At 54.3% G+C, this 14,904-nt stretch carries 17 protein-coding genes; 1 reads left to right on the top strand and 16 read right to left on the bottom strand.

Annotation, left to right across the window (positions count from 1 at the left end):
• Positions 1-94: 94 nt before the first annotated feature.
• The 11 genes from comE to ACZ44I_RS10755 form a co-directional block, all read right to left on the bottom strand.
• Positions 95-1,213, bottom strand: a complete 1,119-nt coding sequence (comE, locus tag ACZ44I_RS10805; RefSeq protein ID WP_464550015.1) for a sulfopyruvate decarboxylase subunit beta — start codon at positions 1,211-1,213, stop codon at positions 95-97.
• Positions 1,206-2,447 carry a cysteate synthase gene (locus ACZ44I_RS10800; RefSeq protein ID WP_464550017.1) on the bottom strand — a complete coding sequence of 414 codons (1,242 nt, stop codon included), beginning with the start codon at positions 2,445-2,447 and terminating at the stop codon, positions 1,206-1,208. Before ACZ44I_RS10800 ends, comE begins: the two co-directional genes overlap by 8 nt.
• Positions 2,444-3,679: a methanogenesis marker 16 metalloprotein gene (locus ACZ44I_RS10795; RefSeq protein ID WP_464550019.1), complete on the bottom strand. Its 1,236-nt coding sequence runs from the start codon at positions 3,677-3,679 to the stop codon at positions 2,444-2,446. Before ACZ44I_RS10795 ends, ACZ44I_RS10800 begins: the two co-directional genes overlap by 4 nt.
• Positions 3,676-4,281, bottom strand: a complete 606-nt coding sequence (locus ACZ44I_RS10790; protein ID WP_464550021.1) for a (Fe-S)-binding protein — start codon at positions 4,279-4,281, stop codon at positions 3,676-3,678. The genes ACZ44I_RS10795 and ACZ44I_RS10790 overlap by 4 nt, the downstream gene beginning before the upstream one ends.
• Positions 4,282-4,986: a GTP-binding protein gene (locus ACZ44I_RS10785; RefSeq protein WP_464550023.1), complete on the bottom strand. Its 705-nt coding sequence runs from the start codon at positions 4,984-4,986 to the stop codon at positions 4,282-4,284.
• Positions 4,983-5,750, bottom strand: a complete 768-nt coding sequence (locus ACZ44I_RS10780; protein ID WP_464550025.1) for an ATP-binding cassette domain-containing protein — start codon at positions 5,748-5,750, stop codon at positions 4,983-4,985. The genes ACZ44I_RS10785 and ACZ44I_RS10780 overlap by 4 nt, the downstream gene beginning before the upstream one ends.
• A 180-nt stretch (positions 5,751-5,930) precedes the next feature.
• Complete coding sequence (ruvB, locus tag ACZ44I_RS10775; RefSeq protein ID WP_464550027.1) at positions 5,931-6,938, bottom strand: Holliday junction branch migration DNA helicase RuvB; 1,008 nt, start codon at positions 6,936-6,938, stop codon at positions 5,931-5,933.
• The gene (gene ruvA / locus ACZ44I_RS10770; RefSeq protein ID WP_464550029.1) at positions 6,935-7,528 is read right to left on the bottom strand and encodes a Holliday junction branch migration protein RuvA; all 594 of its coding nucleotides are present in this window, start codon (positions 7,526-7,528) and stop codon (positions 6,935-6,937) included. Before ruvA ends, ruvB begins: the two co-directional genes overlap by 4 nt.
• Before the next feature lie 9 nt (positions 7,529-7,537).
• Positions 7,538-8,011, bottom strand: coding sequence for a crossover junction endodeoxyribonuclease RuvC (ruvC, locus tag ACZ44I_RS10765; RefSeq protein ID WP_464550030.1), 474 nt, complete (start codon positions 8,009-8,011; stop codon positions 7,538-7,540).
• A 312-nt stretch (positions 8,012-8,323) separates the two neighbouring features.
• Positions 8,324-8,518, bottom strand: coding sequence for a YwbE family protein (locus ACZ44I_RS10760; RefSeq protein WP_300332496.1), 195 nt, complete (start codon positions 8,516-8,518; stop codon positions 8,324-8,326).
• A gap of 61 nt (positions 8,519-8,579) precedes the next feature.
• Positions 8,580-8,885, bottom strand: a complete 306-nt coding sequence (locus tag ACZ44I_RS10755; protein ID WP_464550032.1) for a DUF1894 domain-containing protein — start codon at positions 8,883-8,885, stop codon at positions 8,580-8,582.
• A gap of 109 nt (positions 8,886-8,994) precedes the next feature.
• On the opposite strand from ACZ44I_RS10755, the gene ACZ44I_RS10750 reads away from it, so the two are divergent.
• Positions 8,995-9,702, top strand: coding sequence for a flavodoxin family protein (locus ACZ44I_RS10750; RefSeq protein WP_464550034.1), 708 nt, complete (start codon positions 8,995-8,997; stop codon positions 9,700-9,702).
• A gap of 7 nt (positions 9,703-9,709) precedes the next feature.
• Here ACZ44I_RS10750 and ACZ44I_RS10745 read toward each other — a convergent pair whose 3' ends face one another.
• Genes ACZ44I_RS10745 through argC form a run of 5 tightly spaced genes read right to left on the bottom strand, consistent with a single transcriptional unit; the run spans position 9,710 to position 14,888 of the window.
• Complete coding sequence (locus tag ACZ44I_RS10745; protein ID WP_464550036.1) at positions 9,710-11,353, bottom strand: Na/Pi cotransporter family protein; 1,644 nt, start codon at positions 11,351-11,353, stop codon at positions 9,710-9,712.
• Between the two features lie 38 nt (positions 11,354-11,391).
• On the bottom strand, positions 11,392-12,261 hold the full coding sequence (gene argB / locus ACZ44I_RS10740) for an acetylglutamate kinase (RefSeq protein ID WP_464550038.1): 870 nt from the start codon (positions 12,259-12,261) through the stop codon (positions 11,392-11,394).
• Positions 12,258-13,403: a bifunctional ornithine acetyltransferase/N-acetylglutamate synthase gene (gene argJ / locus ACZ44I_RS10735; protein ID WP_464550040.1), complete on the bottom strand. Its 1,146-nt coding sequence runs from the start codon at positions 13,401-13,403 to the stop codon at positions 12,258-12,260. Before argJ ends, argB begins: the two co-directional genes overlap by 4 nt.
• Positions 13,400-13,885: a CBS domain-containing protein gene (locus tag ACZ44I_RS10730; RefSeq protein ID WP_464550041.1), complete on the bottom strand. Its 486-nt coding sequence runs from the start codon at positions 13,883-13,885 to the stop codon at positions 13,400-13,402. The genes argJ and ACZ44I_RS10730 overlap by 4 nt, the downstream gene beginning before the upstream one ends.
• Positions 13,886-13,895: 10 nt before the next feature.
• Entirely contained in the window at positions 13,896-14,888 is a 993-nt protein-coding gene (argC, locus tag ACZ44I_RS10725; RefSeq protein WP_464550043.1) for an N-acetyl-gamma-glutamyl-phosphate reductase, read from the bottom strand.
• Between the last annotated feature and the right edge of the window lie 16 nt (positions 14,889-14,904).

Genomic DNA, 14,904 nt, shown 5'->3' with positions numbered 1-14,904 from the left:
CCCGGTATAGATAAAGACTCGTCGTTTTCATCCGGCAGAGGTATCTCTCCTTTGATCGGTGCCCTCGATCTGGTTCACCTGATCCGGACAGTAATCATTTCCCTGATGAAACCGCCTGCATAAACCGATCCCGGATCTCTTCAGGCGAGAGCGGGATATTCGGAACCGCCGAATTGCCGGGCTTGATGATTACGTGAATGAACCGGGGCCCGGCCCTCTTCTCTGAGATGGCAGCAGCAAGCGCCTCTTCAGTCTGCACCTGCACACAGTTATGGATGCCGGCAGCAGAGGCGACCTGCGCCAGATCAGTGGTGGTATAGCCCTGGGTGATCTGGTTTCCTGTGGAGCCGAAGGTGCCGTTGTCAAGGCAGACGATGGTGAGGTTCTTTGGTGAAAGTGAGGCGATGACGGGCAGGATCGCTGATCCAAGGAGAGAACCGTCGCCGTCGATCACCACCACCTCCCGATCCTGTGCAAGGGCGAGCCCAAGGCCGATAGGGGATGCCTGGGTATATGAGCCGAGCATATAGAAGTTTTCGGGACGATCGGAGATGGCATACAGCTCCTTTGAGGGGATGCCGATATTGCTCACACAGAGTGCTCTTTCGAGATGAGGGGCGAGGGCGGCGATTGCATCGTACCGGGTCATCCGTGGTGTATTGATCACTGAACCCGGAATCGGAGGCACTGCCCTGTTCCGTTCAGGGAACGACTCTGCCGGGCAGGAGCCGCCATCAAAACAGGAGGGGGAGATGAGTGTGACGGTGGGTATGTCCTCGGCAAACGAATGTCGGATCATCTCCTGCAGGCGAGGGAGTTCATCATGTTCCATGATGGTTGCATACGGGATGCCTGCTCCCTCAAGGATGGCCGGGAGGCGGGAATTGAAGGGGATCTGTGCGGGGATCACCTCGTTCTGTATCCCCCGCCAGCTCGCGATGATCGGGAGCGGCAGATGGAAGGTACCATGGAGTGAGAGGAGGGCATTGAGCATGTTGCCGAGCCCAGAGCTCTGGATTACGATGGCAGGCCTCCCCCCGGCAAGGTATATGCCGGCCGAGACCCCGACCCCGTCCTCTTCACGGAGGAGGGGAACATGCGGAAAGGCACCTGTTGCCAGGGCACAGAGCGTGCCCGCTTTATCACAGGGGAGGTGGGAGATGAGGGTGATTCCCTCTTCTTTCAGGATTCTGATGATTGCGTCTTCAAACATGGCTCTTCTCCAGAATGCATGCCGGAAGCTCTCCCGGGCGGATGGTCTCCACCGGCACTACATGGTGCTTTTCAGGAACTGCTTTGTATCCGCCACCGGTGATATTCAGGAGCACACAGGCATCTTCTCCGATATCGCCGCGATCAACTGCTGCGAGGAGGGCTGCACAGGCGACTGCCGCTGCCGGATCGGGATCGATTCCTTCTGTCCCTTCAAAGAGCCTTCCTGCCGATTCTGCGGCTGCATTCGTGATCCCATACATACGGCCGCCGCAGGCCGATAGCGCGTCAAAGAGGCCGCCCGGCACGGCATACGGCGGTCTCCTGTTCGTTAGGACATCGGCATTGACTGCTGCTATCGCCTCTTCTGCATGCGGCATATCAATCTCCGGAATAATCTCGCGCCGCCGTGCCTGCCATGCCGAGACGAGCGGGATGAAGGGGAGGTTCTGGGCGAGATGCAGGCGGGGAAGCTTCTCGCCAAACCGGCCGTCAGCAATCAGCCGGAGCGCTGCTTCCCATGCGGTGATGGCGCCGGTGCCGCTCCCGACCCCCTGTACGTAGTGATCTGGGATCTTTCCGATCGTAACCGCCGCGTCAAGGAAGACGGTGCCCATACCGTCACGGCGGGCAACATTCTTTGCACCACCCTCCGGGGTATATCCGGGTATTCCGCTGATCTGATCTGCTAGAGCGATTGCATCTGAATAATCTCCATCAACTGCAATCAGGGTGGTATTCCGGGCAGGACTCGTCGTCCAGATCCGGTTCAACGCCCGCGTCGGAACGACAAGCAGGACCTGCTGATCCATTAGATCTGCAACCTCGGCAAATGCCCGTCCGGTATTTCCGGCAGACGCAATAACGAGGGTGCCGCCGCCCGTCTCCTTCAGCCGCTGTAGTGTCGGCCAGGCTTCAAGCTCCTTGAAGGAGCAGGTCGGAACATATGCACCCTTTTTAGGGGAATAGCCGGTGAAGCCGATCCAGAGATTGGATAGCCCTGTTTCTTTTGCAAACCCGGAAGAGCGAAATGTCACAGGGCCCGACTGGGTCCGTGGCACCTGTTGCACAGGGAGCCAGTCTGCATACCGGAAGATGCCTGGCTCATCCCTGATAGCGAGCTGCTTCTCCGGGTAGATCGCACGGAGGAGCCCGTGATGTCCATTCGGACAGGCAAGTTCACCATGATCGGGGAATGTTATTCTGCATACCGGGCACCTGAGCAGGTGGTTCATAATCCCTCCCTGAGGAAGAATGATCCCTCGCGGATCCGATCTGCCAGACGCCGGCAGAGCCGTTCTGCCCTGGTGCGGTCAGACTGGCGGAGGGTCACCGGAATCTCTCTCTCTTTGATCCGGATTGCTCCGAGATCGATAGAAAAGACTCCTTCCTCACAGGCTGAGGCGCAGGCGCCGCAGGCGAGGCAGAGGGAGCGGTTGATGGTATGCCCCTCTCCGATTGCCCCGGCAGGACAGATTGAATGAGCTGTGCAGGGTGTGCAGTCAAGGCACCGATCAGGGTGGATTCTGACACCCCGGTCTGTTCCCCGCCAGATTCTGCCATAATCCGATTCTCCGATCGGCTGGCGGTTGCTGATATCGGCAACCGGGAGTGGGATCTCCTCATCAAGCACCATCAGTCCCTCAAGGGATGCGGAATCGAGCACCGGGATCGCAGCGGCAACCGAGGTGAGGCATTCGGGGCCATCTGATGTGATAAAACCGCCCATCATCAGGGGATCCATCCCGTTTATATCAGCTGAACATGCAAGATTCGGCCGTTCCGGGGTTGATCGCGTACCGGTGCCGGTGATGATTCCGTTAACGCCGTTAACAAAAACCGGTGTGCCTGGTGCAAGTGACCTGAGTGAGGGATCGTTTTGTACCGGGTTCACCTCCCCACAACCCGAGACCGATATCTCCCTGCAGGGTCCCCGGAGGCCGGTGACCGAGAAGATGGTCGGAAGTAACCCTTCTTCTCTTCTGAGAAATGCGGTATAATTCTTAAATGCCGATCGTGTTGTATGGAGCTTTGCAAAGCCACAATCGGAGATAGTGATATCGTTTGTATACCGCCGCCCGTCTGCCTCCGCCTCAACCTCAATAGTCTTCCCGGCGGCGAGATCGGCAAAGAGATGGCCGCCGCCATAGCGTTCGTCCCGGTGTGTGGTACCATAGACGATGCAGTCGATGAGACCGAGCCGTTCATTCGGGCAGGGGCCGGGATAGGCAGGAACGCCGTTTAAAAAGAGTGAGCTTGCTTTCCGGAAAGTGCCGGGGGGTGCAACAGGCACCGTCAGGACTGCATAGGTCCCCGACATCACCCCGAATGTTCCGCAGGTGACAATATCCACATCGCCGACGGTGAATCTTTCCCCCTCACGCACCCTTTTCTTGAATTCATGGGCAGGGATGATGGTTGCCTCCCCGCTTCTGATTTTATTGTTGATCTCCTGCGTCGTCTTCACAGTGTTATCCCCTCCACCCTGACTCTGACTCCGTCGCTTGTGGTAATAACCATATTCACCACACCCAGATGAGATAGTCCCATCAGGCAGTATCCGGGCTGGAACCGCTGTTTCATCCCAAATGTCGGTTCACGGTTGACCGTCTCCGCGATCCCCTCAAATGCATGGACATGGTATGCTTTCACATCCAGGCAATCTTCGTTCCGTGCTTCAAGAGGGCTTGTGACATGGCAGGAGATGATCCCGCTCACCGGATCGGCAGCAGTCACCCTGAGTGCATGGGTGATCGGGCATCCTGCCCCGGCAGGCCTTCCTATAACGAGATCTCCCGCTTTGATCTCCCATTTCTCGACGAGATCCGGCCTGAAAGGTACAATATCCTTCCTGGTGGACGGCTCACCCGGGAACGGGTGGAGCACAAAGTCATAGGTAAGGCCGAGGATATCGACTCCTGAATAGGATGACTCCGTCTTCCCCCCGCTCTCCTGGTAGAAGGGGCAGTCCCGGAATGATTTTGCGCCTGCGGCAACAAGAGCGGTGAAGGCGGTGCATGAGGCTGCCCCGCAGAGCCCGCAGTCCTTGCCGGGTGGTTTCCAGGCCATCTATTCCCCCCTGAAGAGAGTATCTGCGCCTTCCAGCCTCCTGACAACCCCGAAATGGTTCTCCCATCCGATCTGCTTCTTTCCGACACAGACCGTACAGACGCCAAGGGGCGGGCTGCCACGGAGCGTGAGTGCCTTTGGATCAGTGATCGGCAGGAGATCATCGATGATCTTCATCAGGTATCGCATCCCGGTCCCGATGACCGCATTCGTCTCGATGATCTCGACTGCGGGTGCAACATCCCGGATTGCTTCCCTGAAGACCTCCTTCTCTGCCTGTGAGACGAGATCGATCCTGGTGACAACCGCAGCATCGGCAAGTGCGATCATCGGGCTCATCTTATAGGGAGAATGGGTGCCCGAGATCGCTGAGAGGACTGCTATTCCAAGCGACTCGGTGGTATAGGGGGTACACCTGAGGCAGAGGCCGGCAGATTCTATGATCAGGAATTCGGCTCCCTCCTTCTCTGCCCAGAGCAGGGCATCGGAGAGAACGGTGATCCCGGCATGATCCGGGCAGAGGTCGCCGGAGATGACCTTCCGTGCGGGAATGCCGAATTCACGGGCGATCTCTTCATCCTCGTTTGCATAGATGACATCGATCTTCAGGTACGCAGCAGTTTGTTTTGGGAGATGGCTCAGGATCTGCCGGATAACAGCCGTCTTCCCCGCAGACGGTGGTCCGGCGACGATGATCAGCTTCATGCTGCTGCAACCGTCTCCCTGAGGATCTCCCCAGATCTGAGCCGTTCACGGAGTGAGGAGAGGTAGAGATCGATCTCGGTGACATGCTTCAGCACCGACTCTTCAGATCCATCCGGCTCAAGGACTGTCTTCACCGCTCCGTTTGCCATCACGATCCTTTTGTCTGACATCAGGGAGACGAGCGGGTCATGGGTGACGAATATGACGGAGGTACCGGATTTCTTCAGGCAGGTGATGACCCGATCACGGAAGATCCCTGCATTCTCAACCTCATCGAGGAGGATGATTGGTGCGTTTGAGATGATCACTGCATCAGCAACAAGCAGGGATCTCGTCTGGCCGCCGGAGAGGGAGGAGATCCGGCATTCCGGGCGGATCGGCTCACCCGTGAATTCGTTTGCAAGCCGGATCGTCTTCTCGATCAGATCCCCTTCGGTGATCTTGCGTGCACGGAGATGCATGCTCAGGAACTCTGAGACGGTGAGATCCGCAAGGCATTTTGTGGTCTGGGTGATGAGGGCGATCGGCTTGCAGGCAGGATCCCTGACGAACTTTTCGGGCGGTATTTCGCCATCAAGGAGGATACGCCTGCCGGTTGCGGTATCGCCCTGGGCAAAGACCTCGATATCGTTTATAAAGGCGCTCTTGCCGGATCCGGTCGGGCCGACGATGGCGAGGGTATCGCCGGGGCGGAGATGGAGCGCCTCAAAGGTTTCGGGGTTGCCATTCCGATCATGGCCGGGGAGGATGGTGATCGTATGCATGATCACTTCTCACTATTGAGGGCTGATAATGGTTTTCCTTATTGGAAAATATTATGATCTTAAAAGATATTTTTTATAATCGCGATGTCTTATTGTATAAAAAATTAGGATGTTGATATGCCGCTCCTCCTCACCTCTTTTTGCTGAATCGAAAAAAATCATAATCCTGATTAGTACTAATCACGATAAGGGTTCCTGTTTCTCATCTGAAAAGATATGGGCAACCGCTGTCTCGGTCGTCTCCCGCCCTTTCGGCGTCCGCTTCAAAAAACCGATCCTGATCAGGTACGGCTCATATACCTCTTCGATCGTCCTGACCTCCTCTCCGATCGAGATTGCGATCGTCTTCACCCCGACAGGGCCGCCGCTGAAGTCACGGGCGACCACGGTGATGATCCTCCGATCCAGATCATCAAGGCCGAGGGGATCGATCCCGAGGATACCGAGGGCGAGATCCGCTGATTCACGGGATATTGAGCCGTCTCCCCGGACCGTTGCATAATCGCGGACCCGCCTGAGGAGCCTGTTTGCGATCCTCGGCGTTCCCCGGCTCCGCTTTGCGATCTCAAGCGCTCCCTCTTCGGAGATCGGGATCTTCAGGATCGCAGCTGATCGTTTCACAATCGAGAGGAGATCATCCACCTCGTAGAGGTTCAGCCGGAAGATGAGGCCGAACCGGTCACGGAGCGGGGAGCCGAGGAGGCCGACCCGTGTCGTTGCGCCAACGAGGGTGAACTGGTCGAGAGGGAGCTGAATCGCCCGTGCCCCCGGCCCCTCGCCGATCATCACATCAATACTGTAGTCCTCCATTGCAGGGTAGAGGATCTCCTCGACGACCGGGTTCAGCCGGTGGATCTCGTCGATGAAGAGGAGATCACCTGAGGATAATGCCGTCAGCTGGGCGGCGAGATCTCCTGGCTTGTCAAGAACGGGTCCAGTTGTGCTCCGTATTGCAGATCCCATCTCACGGGCGATGATCTGGGCGAGTGTCGTCTTCCCAAGGCCGGGAGGGCCTGAGAAGAGGATATGATCGAGGTTCTCGCCCCGGATCTTTGCCGCTTCAATTGCGATTCTGAGTGCCTCTTTGATCTGGGGCTGACCGACAAACTCGTCAAGCCGGGACGGCCTGATTGCCGGATCGTCGATCTCGTCCTCAAACTTTATCGGGGTGATGATCCGCTCAGTCACGTTCTTCTCTCCTTCATATGCTGGAGTGCAGCTTTAATGATCGCCTGCACGCTTCCTGAAGGCAGCCGCTCCATCACCGCCTTCACTGACTCCTCGGCCTCCCGCTCGGAGAATCCAAGAGATACAAGAGCTGACTTCGCATCAGATGCGGGCATATGCCCTTCTTTTTCGATGAATGATCCTCTTTTCTTCTTCATCGTCTCTTTCAGCTCCAGGATCAGCCGTTTTGCACTCTTTGCCCCGATCCCCGAGATACTGGTGAGAGCACGCTCATCATCACTGATGATTGCTATTGCAAACTGCTCAAGCGAGATCTGTGAGAGGATATTGAGTGCAATCTGGGGCCCGATCCCCGAGACATTGATCAGGATCTGGAAGAGTTCCCGCTCGCTCTGCCGGTGGAACCCATACAGGGTGAGGGCGTCCTCCCTGACAACAAGCTGGGTGAAGAGCTTCACCGTTTCTTCGCTCTTTTCTATCTCCCGGAGGGTTGGCTGGCTCACCAGGAGCAGGTAGCCGATCCCGCCAACATCAAGGACGACTGACTTTTCCCCAACAGATGAGAGTGTTCCGGTTATGTGTGCGAACATGCTTTTTTTCTACCTCAGGGTATTGATATGGCAAAGAGCAATCGCAAGGCCGTCGGCGGCATCATCGGGACGGGGGATCTCGTCAAGCTTCAGGAGCCGGCGAACCATATCCTGTACCTGCTCTTTCTTTGCCTTCCCTGATCCAGATACTGCCAGCTTGATCTGGTTTGGGGTATACTCGACGATCCTGATGCCACGCTCTTCTGCTGCCAGCAGAATGACACCCCGCACTTCAGCAACCCTGATTGCTGATGTCACATTCTTTGTGAAGAAGAGCTCTTCAACTGCGATCTCGTCAGGTGAATGCTCTGCGATAAGTGCCTGTATCCGGGTATAAATCTCGTGGAGGCGGTGGCTTGTCGTCCGATCCCGGGCGGATGTCTCGATACAGCCATAGCAGAGGGGGCGCATCCCCCGTTCCTGCTTCTCGATCACCCCGTATCCCACACGGGCAATGCCCGGATCTATCCCGATAACAATCATGTTTTATGGATCTTCGGTTCTCATGGTAAATACGGTTATCCCGCGGGGTGCGAATGTGAAGAGGCAATCCTCAGGATCGTGGCTGATAGCACTCTCTTCACATAATTAAAATAAATTAACTTAACTTAAACCTTAATCCTCATCAAAGCCTACTCTGTTATTGGAGCAGACGTGAAACAATAATATGAGGCCCCAATATTCACCACACCTTGGTTTGTCTGATCTATCAACAAAAACTACTTCAAATCAAACGCGTTCTGCCCGGAAATGCTGACGGAATGGGATTGGCACTCCATCCCGTTCCTTCTCTTTTTACCCTTGGATTGACGCAACCCTGCCGACTGTTCCGTCTGCCAGCCTGACCTTGATCCCGTGGGGATGAAAAGAAGAGTTCGTTAAAATTGCGGTGACAACTCCCTCTGTTGTCTTCCCGCTCTGCTGGTCTTTCTTCTGTATAACGCTCACCTGTGATCCGATCCGGAGATCGGATCGATTCCTGCCATTCATCAATAAAAATTTGCTGTCGCCAAAGATAAGGGTATCATGAAAGGAGGTGGTGTATCAGGTTTTACTCTACCCGCTTAAGCCCGGTTCGGATCGTCTCAAAATCTCCGTCCTCAGCATCGATCTCATAGAGGACTGTTCCGTATTTTGGGCATATTTTTGTAAATGGGAGAATAATCTTCTTCTTTTTGATCTTCAGCCCGACCAGCATCGGTTTTGACAGGAGCATCGTCAATCCACGAAACGTAAAACCTGGATAGATCTCATACTGTTCCGCGGTGTTCTTCCTGACGTACTCATTCACTTCGTCAGGCTTTGCGTCCATCATGAGAACTTTGCCGCCAAGGTTATTGACACAGCGTTCCTTCATAATATTTGTTCGGTCTTGTCAAAATAAAAAACCTCGTATTCTGTTCATGAATTGATCTGATTCGATCATGAGCGTCAGGTAGAAATAGCACAAGCGAGTAGTTTCTGCTATGCCAGCTCCACTTGTTGGACGAAAATTTGGGGTGAATACCATCGCCCCCCCTGACCCTGAGCGGTGCCGGGGTATCAAAGTGCTTGGAATATCCGGATCCAGCCGGCAGGATGGGGATCTGAGTAAATCCGAGCGGCTCCTGAAGAGGGCTCTTTTGAAATTTGAGACATTCGGCTCCCAAACCGAGTTCATCAGGCTGAAGGATCTGTTGATCTATCATTGTGAAGGCAATTATTCAGAAGATCCCTCCCACTGTATCTATCCCTGCATGTCGACGCTGAAATACACAGATGACCAGATGCAGAGGGTCTATGACGCGGTGCTTGGTTGCGATATTCTCATCCTTGCATCCCCTATCCGGTGGAATAACCACTCTGCCCTTGTCCAGAAATTCGTCGAGCGGATGAATTGCATCGAGAACCAGTACTCCTGGTTTGGAAACAGGATGATTCATAACAAAGTCGCAGGACTGATCATCATCGGCCATGTGGACGGTATCCAGCATGTGGCAGGCAATCTCCTGAACTTCTTCTCGTGGCTTGGCTTCTCCATCCCTGATGTTGCGATCACCTCGTGGGTTGGGGAGAATGACGAGGATACCACCCGTGACTGGGAGAAGATTGAAGGAAACCCCTACACACAGGAGGATCTTGAGAATATGGTGCACAGTTCCCTCCGCCTCTCCTGCTCGCTGAAGGGGATCTGATTGCATTCTATATGGTCCGCTCAGGAAAAACAGAAATCGAATGCTCATCAAGAGCAGAGTAATCCTCTGTAAGTTTCCTGATATCCCTGATCTTCCCGTTTGCCGCCTCGAGGATAGAGAGGATTTCGAGGTACCGGGAATCTCCGCTCTCATTCAGTTCAGCAATACGCTTCAGATAGAGTGAGTATTCAAGGTTTAATGCACGCTGGAGCTCGATGTCGCGTGCACGGAGAGAATTGATCGTCTCCTTATTTGAATGGGGGAAGTTTTTTGCGAGCTCCTGGATATTGCCATCAAAGATACGGTAAATCCCACGGATCGCTTCAACCTGTCCTTTTGGAAACGGAGTTCCTTTTCTGTGGGCATTGCGGCCGACTTTTGCCAGATCACGGGAGAGATCCCCGAGCCGTTCAAGCTCATTTGAGATCCTGACAAGGAGCACCGTCTTCTTTCCCTCAGTCTCGGACATTGCCTGCCTCGAGAGGAGAAATACTGCTTTTTCTATCTCCTCATCGATATAGTCGTTGACAAGTTCCAGCTTTCCCGCCTTCTGGTATGCATGGGGTGGTTTAGCTGCTTCAAATACAGCGATTGCAGCATCAAATGCCTGATGCGTAATCTCATAGAGGTGTTGCACTTCCGCTTCAATGAGGGGCAGCGCTTCATCGGGTGACTTGGGCATATCCTTTCGAATTGCAACGGTTCGGAAGAGGATCTCTTCCTCTTCGCCGGGAACAAGACGGATGACGAGACGGGCAAATGGGTGAAGTGCAATAATAAAGATCCCGGAAGCGACAACATTGAAGACGAGATGGGCATTTGCTACCTGCTGTGCTTCTGTCCCCCCGATCAAGGCGATCAAATCGACAAATGGCCCCAAAAAAGGAAGAATCAGAAGCACCCCCCCGATATTAAAGATGGTATGAGCAGCAGCCGCCCTGCGTGCATAGAGGTCGAGACCACGTGATGCAAAGAGGGCTGTTGTCGTGGATCCGATATTTGCGCCGAGGAGGAAGGGGATCGCCTCGGGCATTGTGATCATGCCCTGCTGGGCGAGGATGACGACAAGGCCGGTTGTCACGGAGCTTGACTGGAATGCGGTTGTCACCAGGAATCCGACAAAGATGGCAAGGGGGAGAAAAGCGATGCCGCCGAGGAGTTCAAGGACCAGCGGATCGTTTTTATAAGGGTCGATCCCGTTATTGACAAGCGTCAGCCCGAAGAAGACGAGACCGAAGTAGAAGAGCGGTTTTCCAAGGAATTTGTATCTCCCGCCGATAAGCCCGATCAGAAAACCGGCTATGATGAAGGCCGGGCCAAATGAGGTGAGTTTAAACGCAACCAGCTGGGAAGTGATGGTGGTCCCGATATTTGAGCCTATAATGATGCCAAGGCTCTGGACAAATGAGATCGTCCCGGCATTGACCAGGTTGATTGCGATCACCGTTGTAGCTGCACTTGACTGCACGAGTGCGGTGATTCCTGCACCAAGCAAAAGTCCCTTGTAACGATTGGTTGTCAGATCTCCAAGGATGGCAGCAAACCGCCCCTTTGCAACAGCCAGGATCTCTTTACTGAAGTTCTCAATACCGAAGAGGAAGAGGATTACTCCCGGAACAACAGTGAAGATCAGCTCCCAGGTGGCAACCATAGCAAAAGAATGATGGATTGTTCAGAATAAAAAGGGATCTATCCCCGGATCATCGTTCCGACGCCGAGATCTGTGAAGAGTTCGAGGATGAGATTATGCGGGGCATTGCCGTTGATGATATGGCAGCGTTCAACTCCATTTCTGGATGCATAGATGCATGCTGAAAGTTTCGGGATCATACCTCCCTGGATGGTACCATCTGCGATCATCGATTCCACTTCTCCGAGAGTGAGACGGTGGTAGATCTTCGTGCGTGATGCATCCATCACGCCATCCACATCGGTGAGCGATACAAGCTTGCCTGCATCAAGTGCCACCGCAAGCTCACCTGCCATTGTGTCTGCATTGATATTGAGGTTATTTCCCGCCTCATCGATTGCAAGCGGTGAGATGACCGGGATATAGCCGGAATCAAGCAGAGTACTGAGGAGCCCCGGGTTCACCCGCTGGATCTCGCCGACAAACCCGAGATCCACCTCTTCTTCACGATCCTCGATCATCACCTTCTGGGCATCCATCTTCCGGGCGATGACGAGGTTCCCGTCGTTTCCTGATATCCCGACACCACGGGCGCCGTTTTGTGCTATCAACGAGACGATGGTGTTGCTGATCTTCCCTGCAAGCACCATCATCGCGATCTCAAGGGTATCCTGATCAGTAACGCGGAGTCCTGCAACAAACTTCGGCTCTTTGCCCATCGCCTTCATCTTCTCGGTGATCTCCGGCCCTCCGCCATGCACGAGAACAACCCGCATCCCGATGTAGTGGAGGAGAACAGCATCCTCGATGACGGTATTCATGATCGCCGGATCGACCATCGCATGGCCGCCGAGTTTGATCACGATCGTCTTTCCATGGAACTGCCTGATATAGGGGAGTGCCTCCATCAGGACGTCTTCGCGTTTCATGTTGTATACTTCCCGTTAATCTCTACGTACTTCTCGGTTAAATCACAGCCCCATGCGGTTGCTTCTGCATCACCCGAGTTGAGATCGATCGAAAAGACGACCGTATCACCTTTCATCGCTGCTTTGGCTGCTTCGAGATCGGCGGTGATCTCTCCTTTCCGGACAAGTGGGGTCTTTCCCTCACCCGTTCCAATCCAGAGGGAGAGATCCGGGATCTCAAAATCCACCCCTGCATATCCGGCGGCAGCAACAACCCGACCCCAGTTTGGATCCTGGCCATAGACTGCTGTCTTGACAAGGGGGCTTGTCACGACGGTTTTTGCAATCTTGCTCGCATCCTCTTCGGTCCGTGCTCCGGAGACGATCACCTCGATTAATTTCGTCGCACCCTCGCCATCCCGTGCGATGGCTTTAGCGAGGTGAATACATGCGGCAGTCAGGCTCTTTTCGACCTCCTGCACGGGAATTTTTCCTGCCTCACCCGTTGCTGTCAGGAAGACGCAGTCGTTTGTGGAGACATCACCATCGACGACGACCCGGTTGAAACTCCGTGAGACAGCCCTCTTCAGGATTGCCTGGAGATCCGGCTGGGCGATCTCGGCATCCGTATAGATGAACCCGAGCATCGTTGCCATATTCGGGGCGATCATCCCGCTTCCTTTCGCGATTCCGCCGACAGAAAATCCATTGCCCTGAACAAGAGCATGTTTCTCCACAAGATCGGTCGTCATGATCGCCCTGGCTGACTGTATCTCCGCCTCTTCTGAAGATGAGAGTGTAAGAGATTCCGCCTGCTTTTCAATAAGATCGAGGTTCAGGTACCTCCCGATGACACCGGTGCTTGCCACCCCGACATGCATCGGATCAATCCCAAGCGCCTCTCCTCCGATCTCGGCCATCCTGATTGCATCTTCCATGCCCCGCCTGCCGGTATAGGCGTTTGCACACCCTGAATTGGCGATGACACCTTCGATATGATTCTTCTTCATCCGCTCTGCCATCAGGTCGATGACGGGTGCCCGTGCCTTATTCTGGGTGAAAACTGCTGCTGAAGTTCCTGATGCCCTTATGAGCGCAAGCCCGTATTTCCCCTCTTTTATACCAGCGGCAGTCACACCGGCGACGCCACAAATACTCTTCACTCCGCCTCATCCTCCTTCTTCTTTCCTATACCCTCGATTATATCCGCACGGGTAACGATCCCGGTAAGTATTCCATCCCTGAGAACAGGTAGGCGGGCAATACCTTCACGGAGCATCAGCCGTGCCGCCTCCTCAATTGTATCCTCAGCCTCGATGGTGATGATCGGGTGGCTCATCACGGATCTGACCGGGCGTGATCCGATGTCTGAAAGGGCTTCCTTGGTCTTTTCCCAGTTGAAGAACTCCCTGATTGGGATCTCGATCACTTCAAGCGGTGATGGGAGCCAGAGATCTTCGCTTGGTCCTTTCACCGAGAGGAGCGCAAGGATATCTGATTCGGTGATCATCCCGATTAAGTTCTCTTTATCCATCACCGGGAGTCCGCCGATCTTCTTCTCCCGGATTATCCGCGATGCTTCGCGGATCGTATCCTCTGCCTGGATCGTCACCGGGTTTTTTGTCATAACTGTCTCTATTTTCATTCTACTTACCTCATGGTGTGGCTGATGGGAAGAGGAGTCCTGTTGTCTCCTCAAGTCCGCAGATAATATTCATGTTCTGCACTGCCTGTCCGGCTGCTCCTTTCATCAGGTTATCGATTGCCGAGATGGCGACGATCCGCCTGCCCCCCTCTTCAACTTCAAAGGCGATATCACAGAAGTTTGTTCCCCGTACATGCCCGAGTTTTGGTGCCTGGAGCCGGATGAATGGCTCATTCCGGTACATGTGCTCAAACCGCCGCCTGACCTCGTCAGTTGTGACGGGGCGCTCGGTGATGATGTGGGCAGTTGTCAGGATGCCGCGGGTCACCGGAACAAGGTGTGGGGTGAAATGGACGCTGGCCTGAGATCCGAGACGGGAGATCTCAAGCTGCATCTCAGAGAGATGGCGGTGTTGTGTCCATTTGTATGGATTGATATTATCTGCAACATTGGGGTAATGGGTCGTCTCGGAGACGGTGTCTCCCGCTCCGGATACCCCGGTCTTTGAATCAAAGATGATCGTCCTCGCCAGATCAGCAACCGGGGCTGCTGCCAGTGTTGCTCCGGTTGGAAAACAGCCGGGATTTGCGACGAAGTTTGCTCCCCGTACCTCGTCACGGTGAAGTTCCGGGATGCCATATGGCGCTTCAAAATATGCAGTATGGGAAACGCCGTAGACATCTTCATAGATTGATTGCGGAAGCCGATAGTCTGCTGAGAGATCAATTGTCTTTATCCCGCGTGAGTGGAGTGAGCCTGCATACTGCATTGCCACAGTATGGGGAACAGCCAGAAAGACAACATCAGCATCGACATCATCAACATCAGGGTTTGTATAGGTGAGATCAATAAACCCTTTCAGATGAGGTTGATCCCGGCTGATCGGTGTCCCTTCAAGTTTTCGGGACGTGGCACAGGTGAGTTCGGTATCAGGATGGAGGGTAAGGAGCCGCATCAGGTCTCCACCCGCATAACCGGATGCTCCGATGATCGCAATATCCATACATGCTATCTCGCAG

The organism is Methanocalculus pumilus, assembly GCF_055382585.1.
The sequence above is the reverse complement of the archived record's forward strand: the minus strand, read 5'-3'. Positions and strand labels throughout refer to the sequence as shown.

Coding starts and splice junctions, on each gene's coding strand:
- comE (WP_464550015.1), bottom strand. CDS start 1,213: ATGTTTGAAGACGCAATCATCAGAATCCTGAAAGAAGAGGGAATCACC.
- ACZ44I_RS10800 (WP_464550017.1), bottom strand. CDS start 2,447: ATGAACCACCTGCTCAGGTGCCCGGTATGCAGAATAACATTCCCCGAT.
- ACZ44I_RS10790 (WP_464550021.1), bottom strand. CDS start 4,281: ATGGCCTGGAAACCACCCGGCAAGGACTGCGGGCTCTGCGGGGCAGCC.
- ACZ44I_RS10785 (WP_464550023.1), bottom strand. CDS start 4,986: ATGAAGCTGATCATCGTCGCCGGACCACCGTCTGCGGGGAAGACGGCT.
- ACZ44I_RS10780 (WP_464550025.1), bottom strand. CDS start 5,750: ATGCATACGATCACCATCCTCCCCGGCCATGATCGGAATGGCAACCCC.
- ruvA (WP_464550029.1), bottom strand. CDS start 7,528: ATGTTCGCACACATAACCGGAACACTCTCATCTGTTGGGGAAAAGTCA.
- ruvC (WP_464550030.1), bottom strand. CDS start 8,011: ATGATTGTTATCGGGATAGATCCGGGCATTGCCCGTGTGGGATACGGG.
- ACZ44I_RS10760 (WP_300332496.1), bottom strand. CDS start 8,518: ATGAATGGCAGGAATCGATCCGATCTCCGGATCGGATCACAGGTGAGC.
- ACZ44I_RS10755 (WP_464550032.1), bottom strand. CDS start 8,885: ATGAAGGAACGCTGTGTCAATAACCTTGGCGGCAAAGTTCTCATGATG.
- ACZ44I_RS10750 (WP_464550034.1), top strand. CDS start 8,995: ATGCCAGCTCCACTTGTTGGACGAAAATTTGGGGTGAATACCATCGCC.
- ACZ44I_RS10745 (WP_464550036.1), bottom strand. CDS start 11,353: ATGGTTGCCACCTGGGAGCTGATCTTCACTGTTGTTCCGGGAGTAATC.
- argB (WP_464550038.1), bottom strand. CDS start 12,261: ATGAAACGCGAAGACGTCCTGATGGAGGCACTCCCCTATATCAGGCAG.
- ACZ44I_RS10730 (WP_464550041.1), bottom strand. CDS start 13,885: ATGAAAATAGAGACAGTTATGACAAAAAACCCGGTGACGATCCAGGCA.
- argC (WP_464550043.1), bottom strand. CDS start 14,888: ATGGATATTGCGATCATCGGAGCATCCGGTTATGCGGGTGGAGACCTG.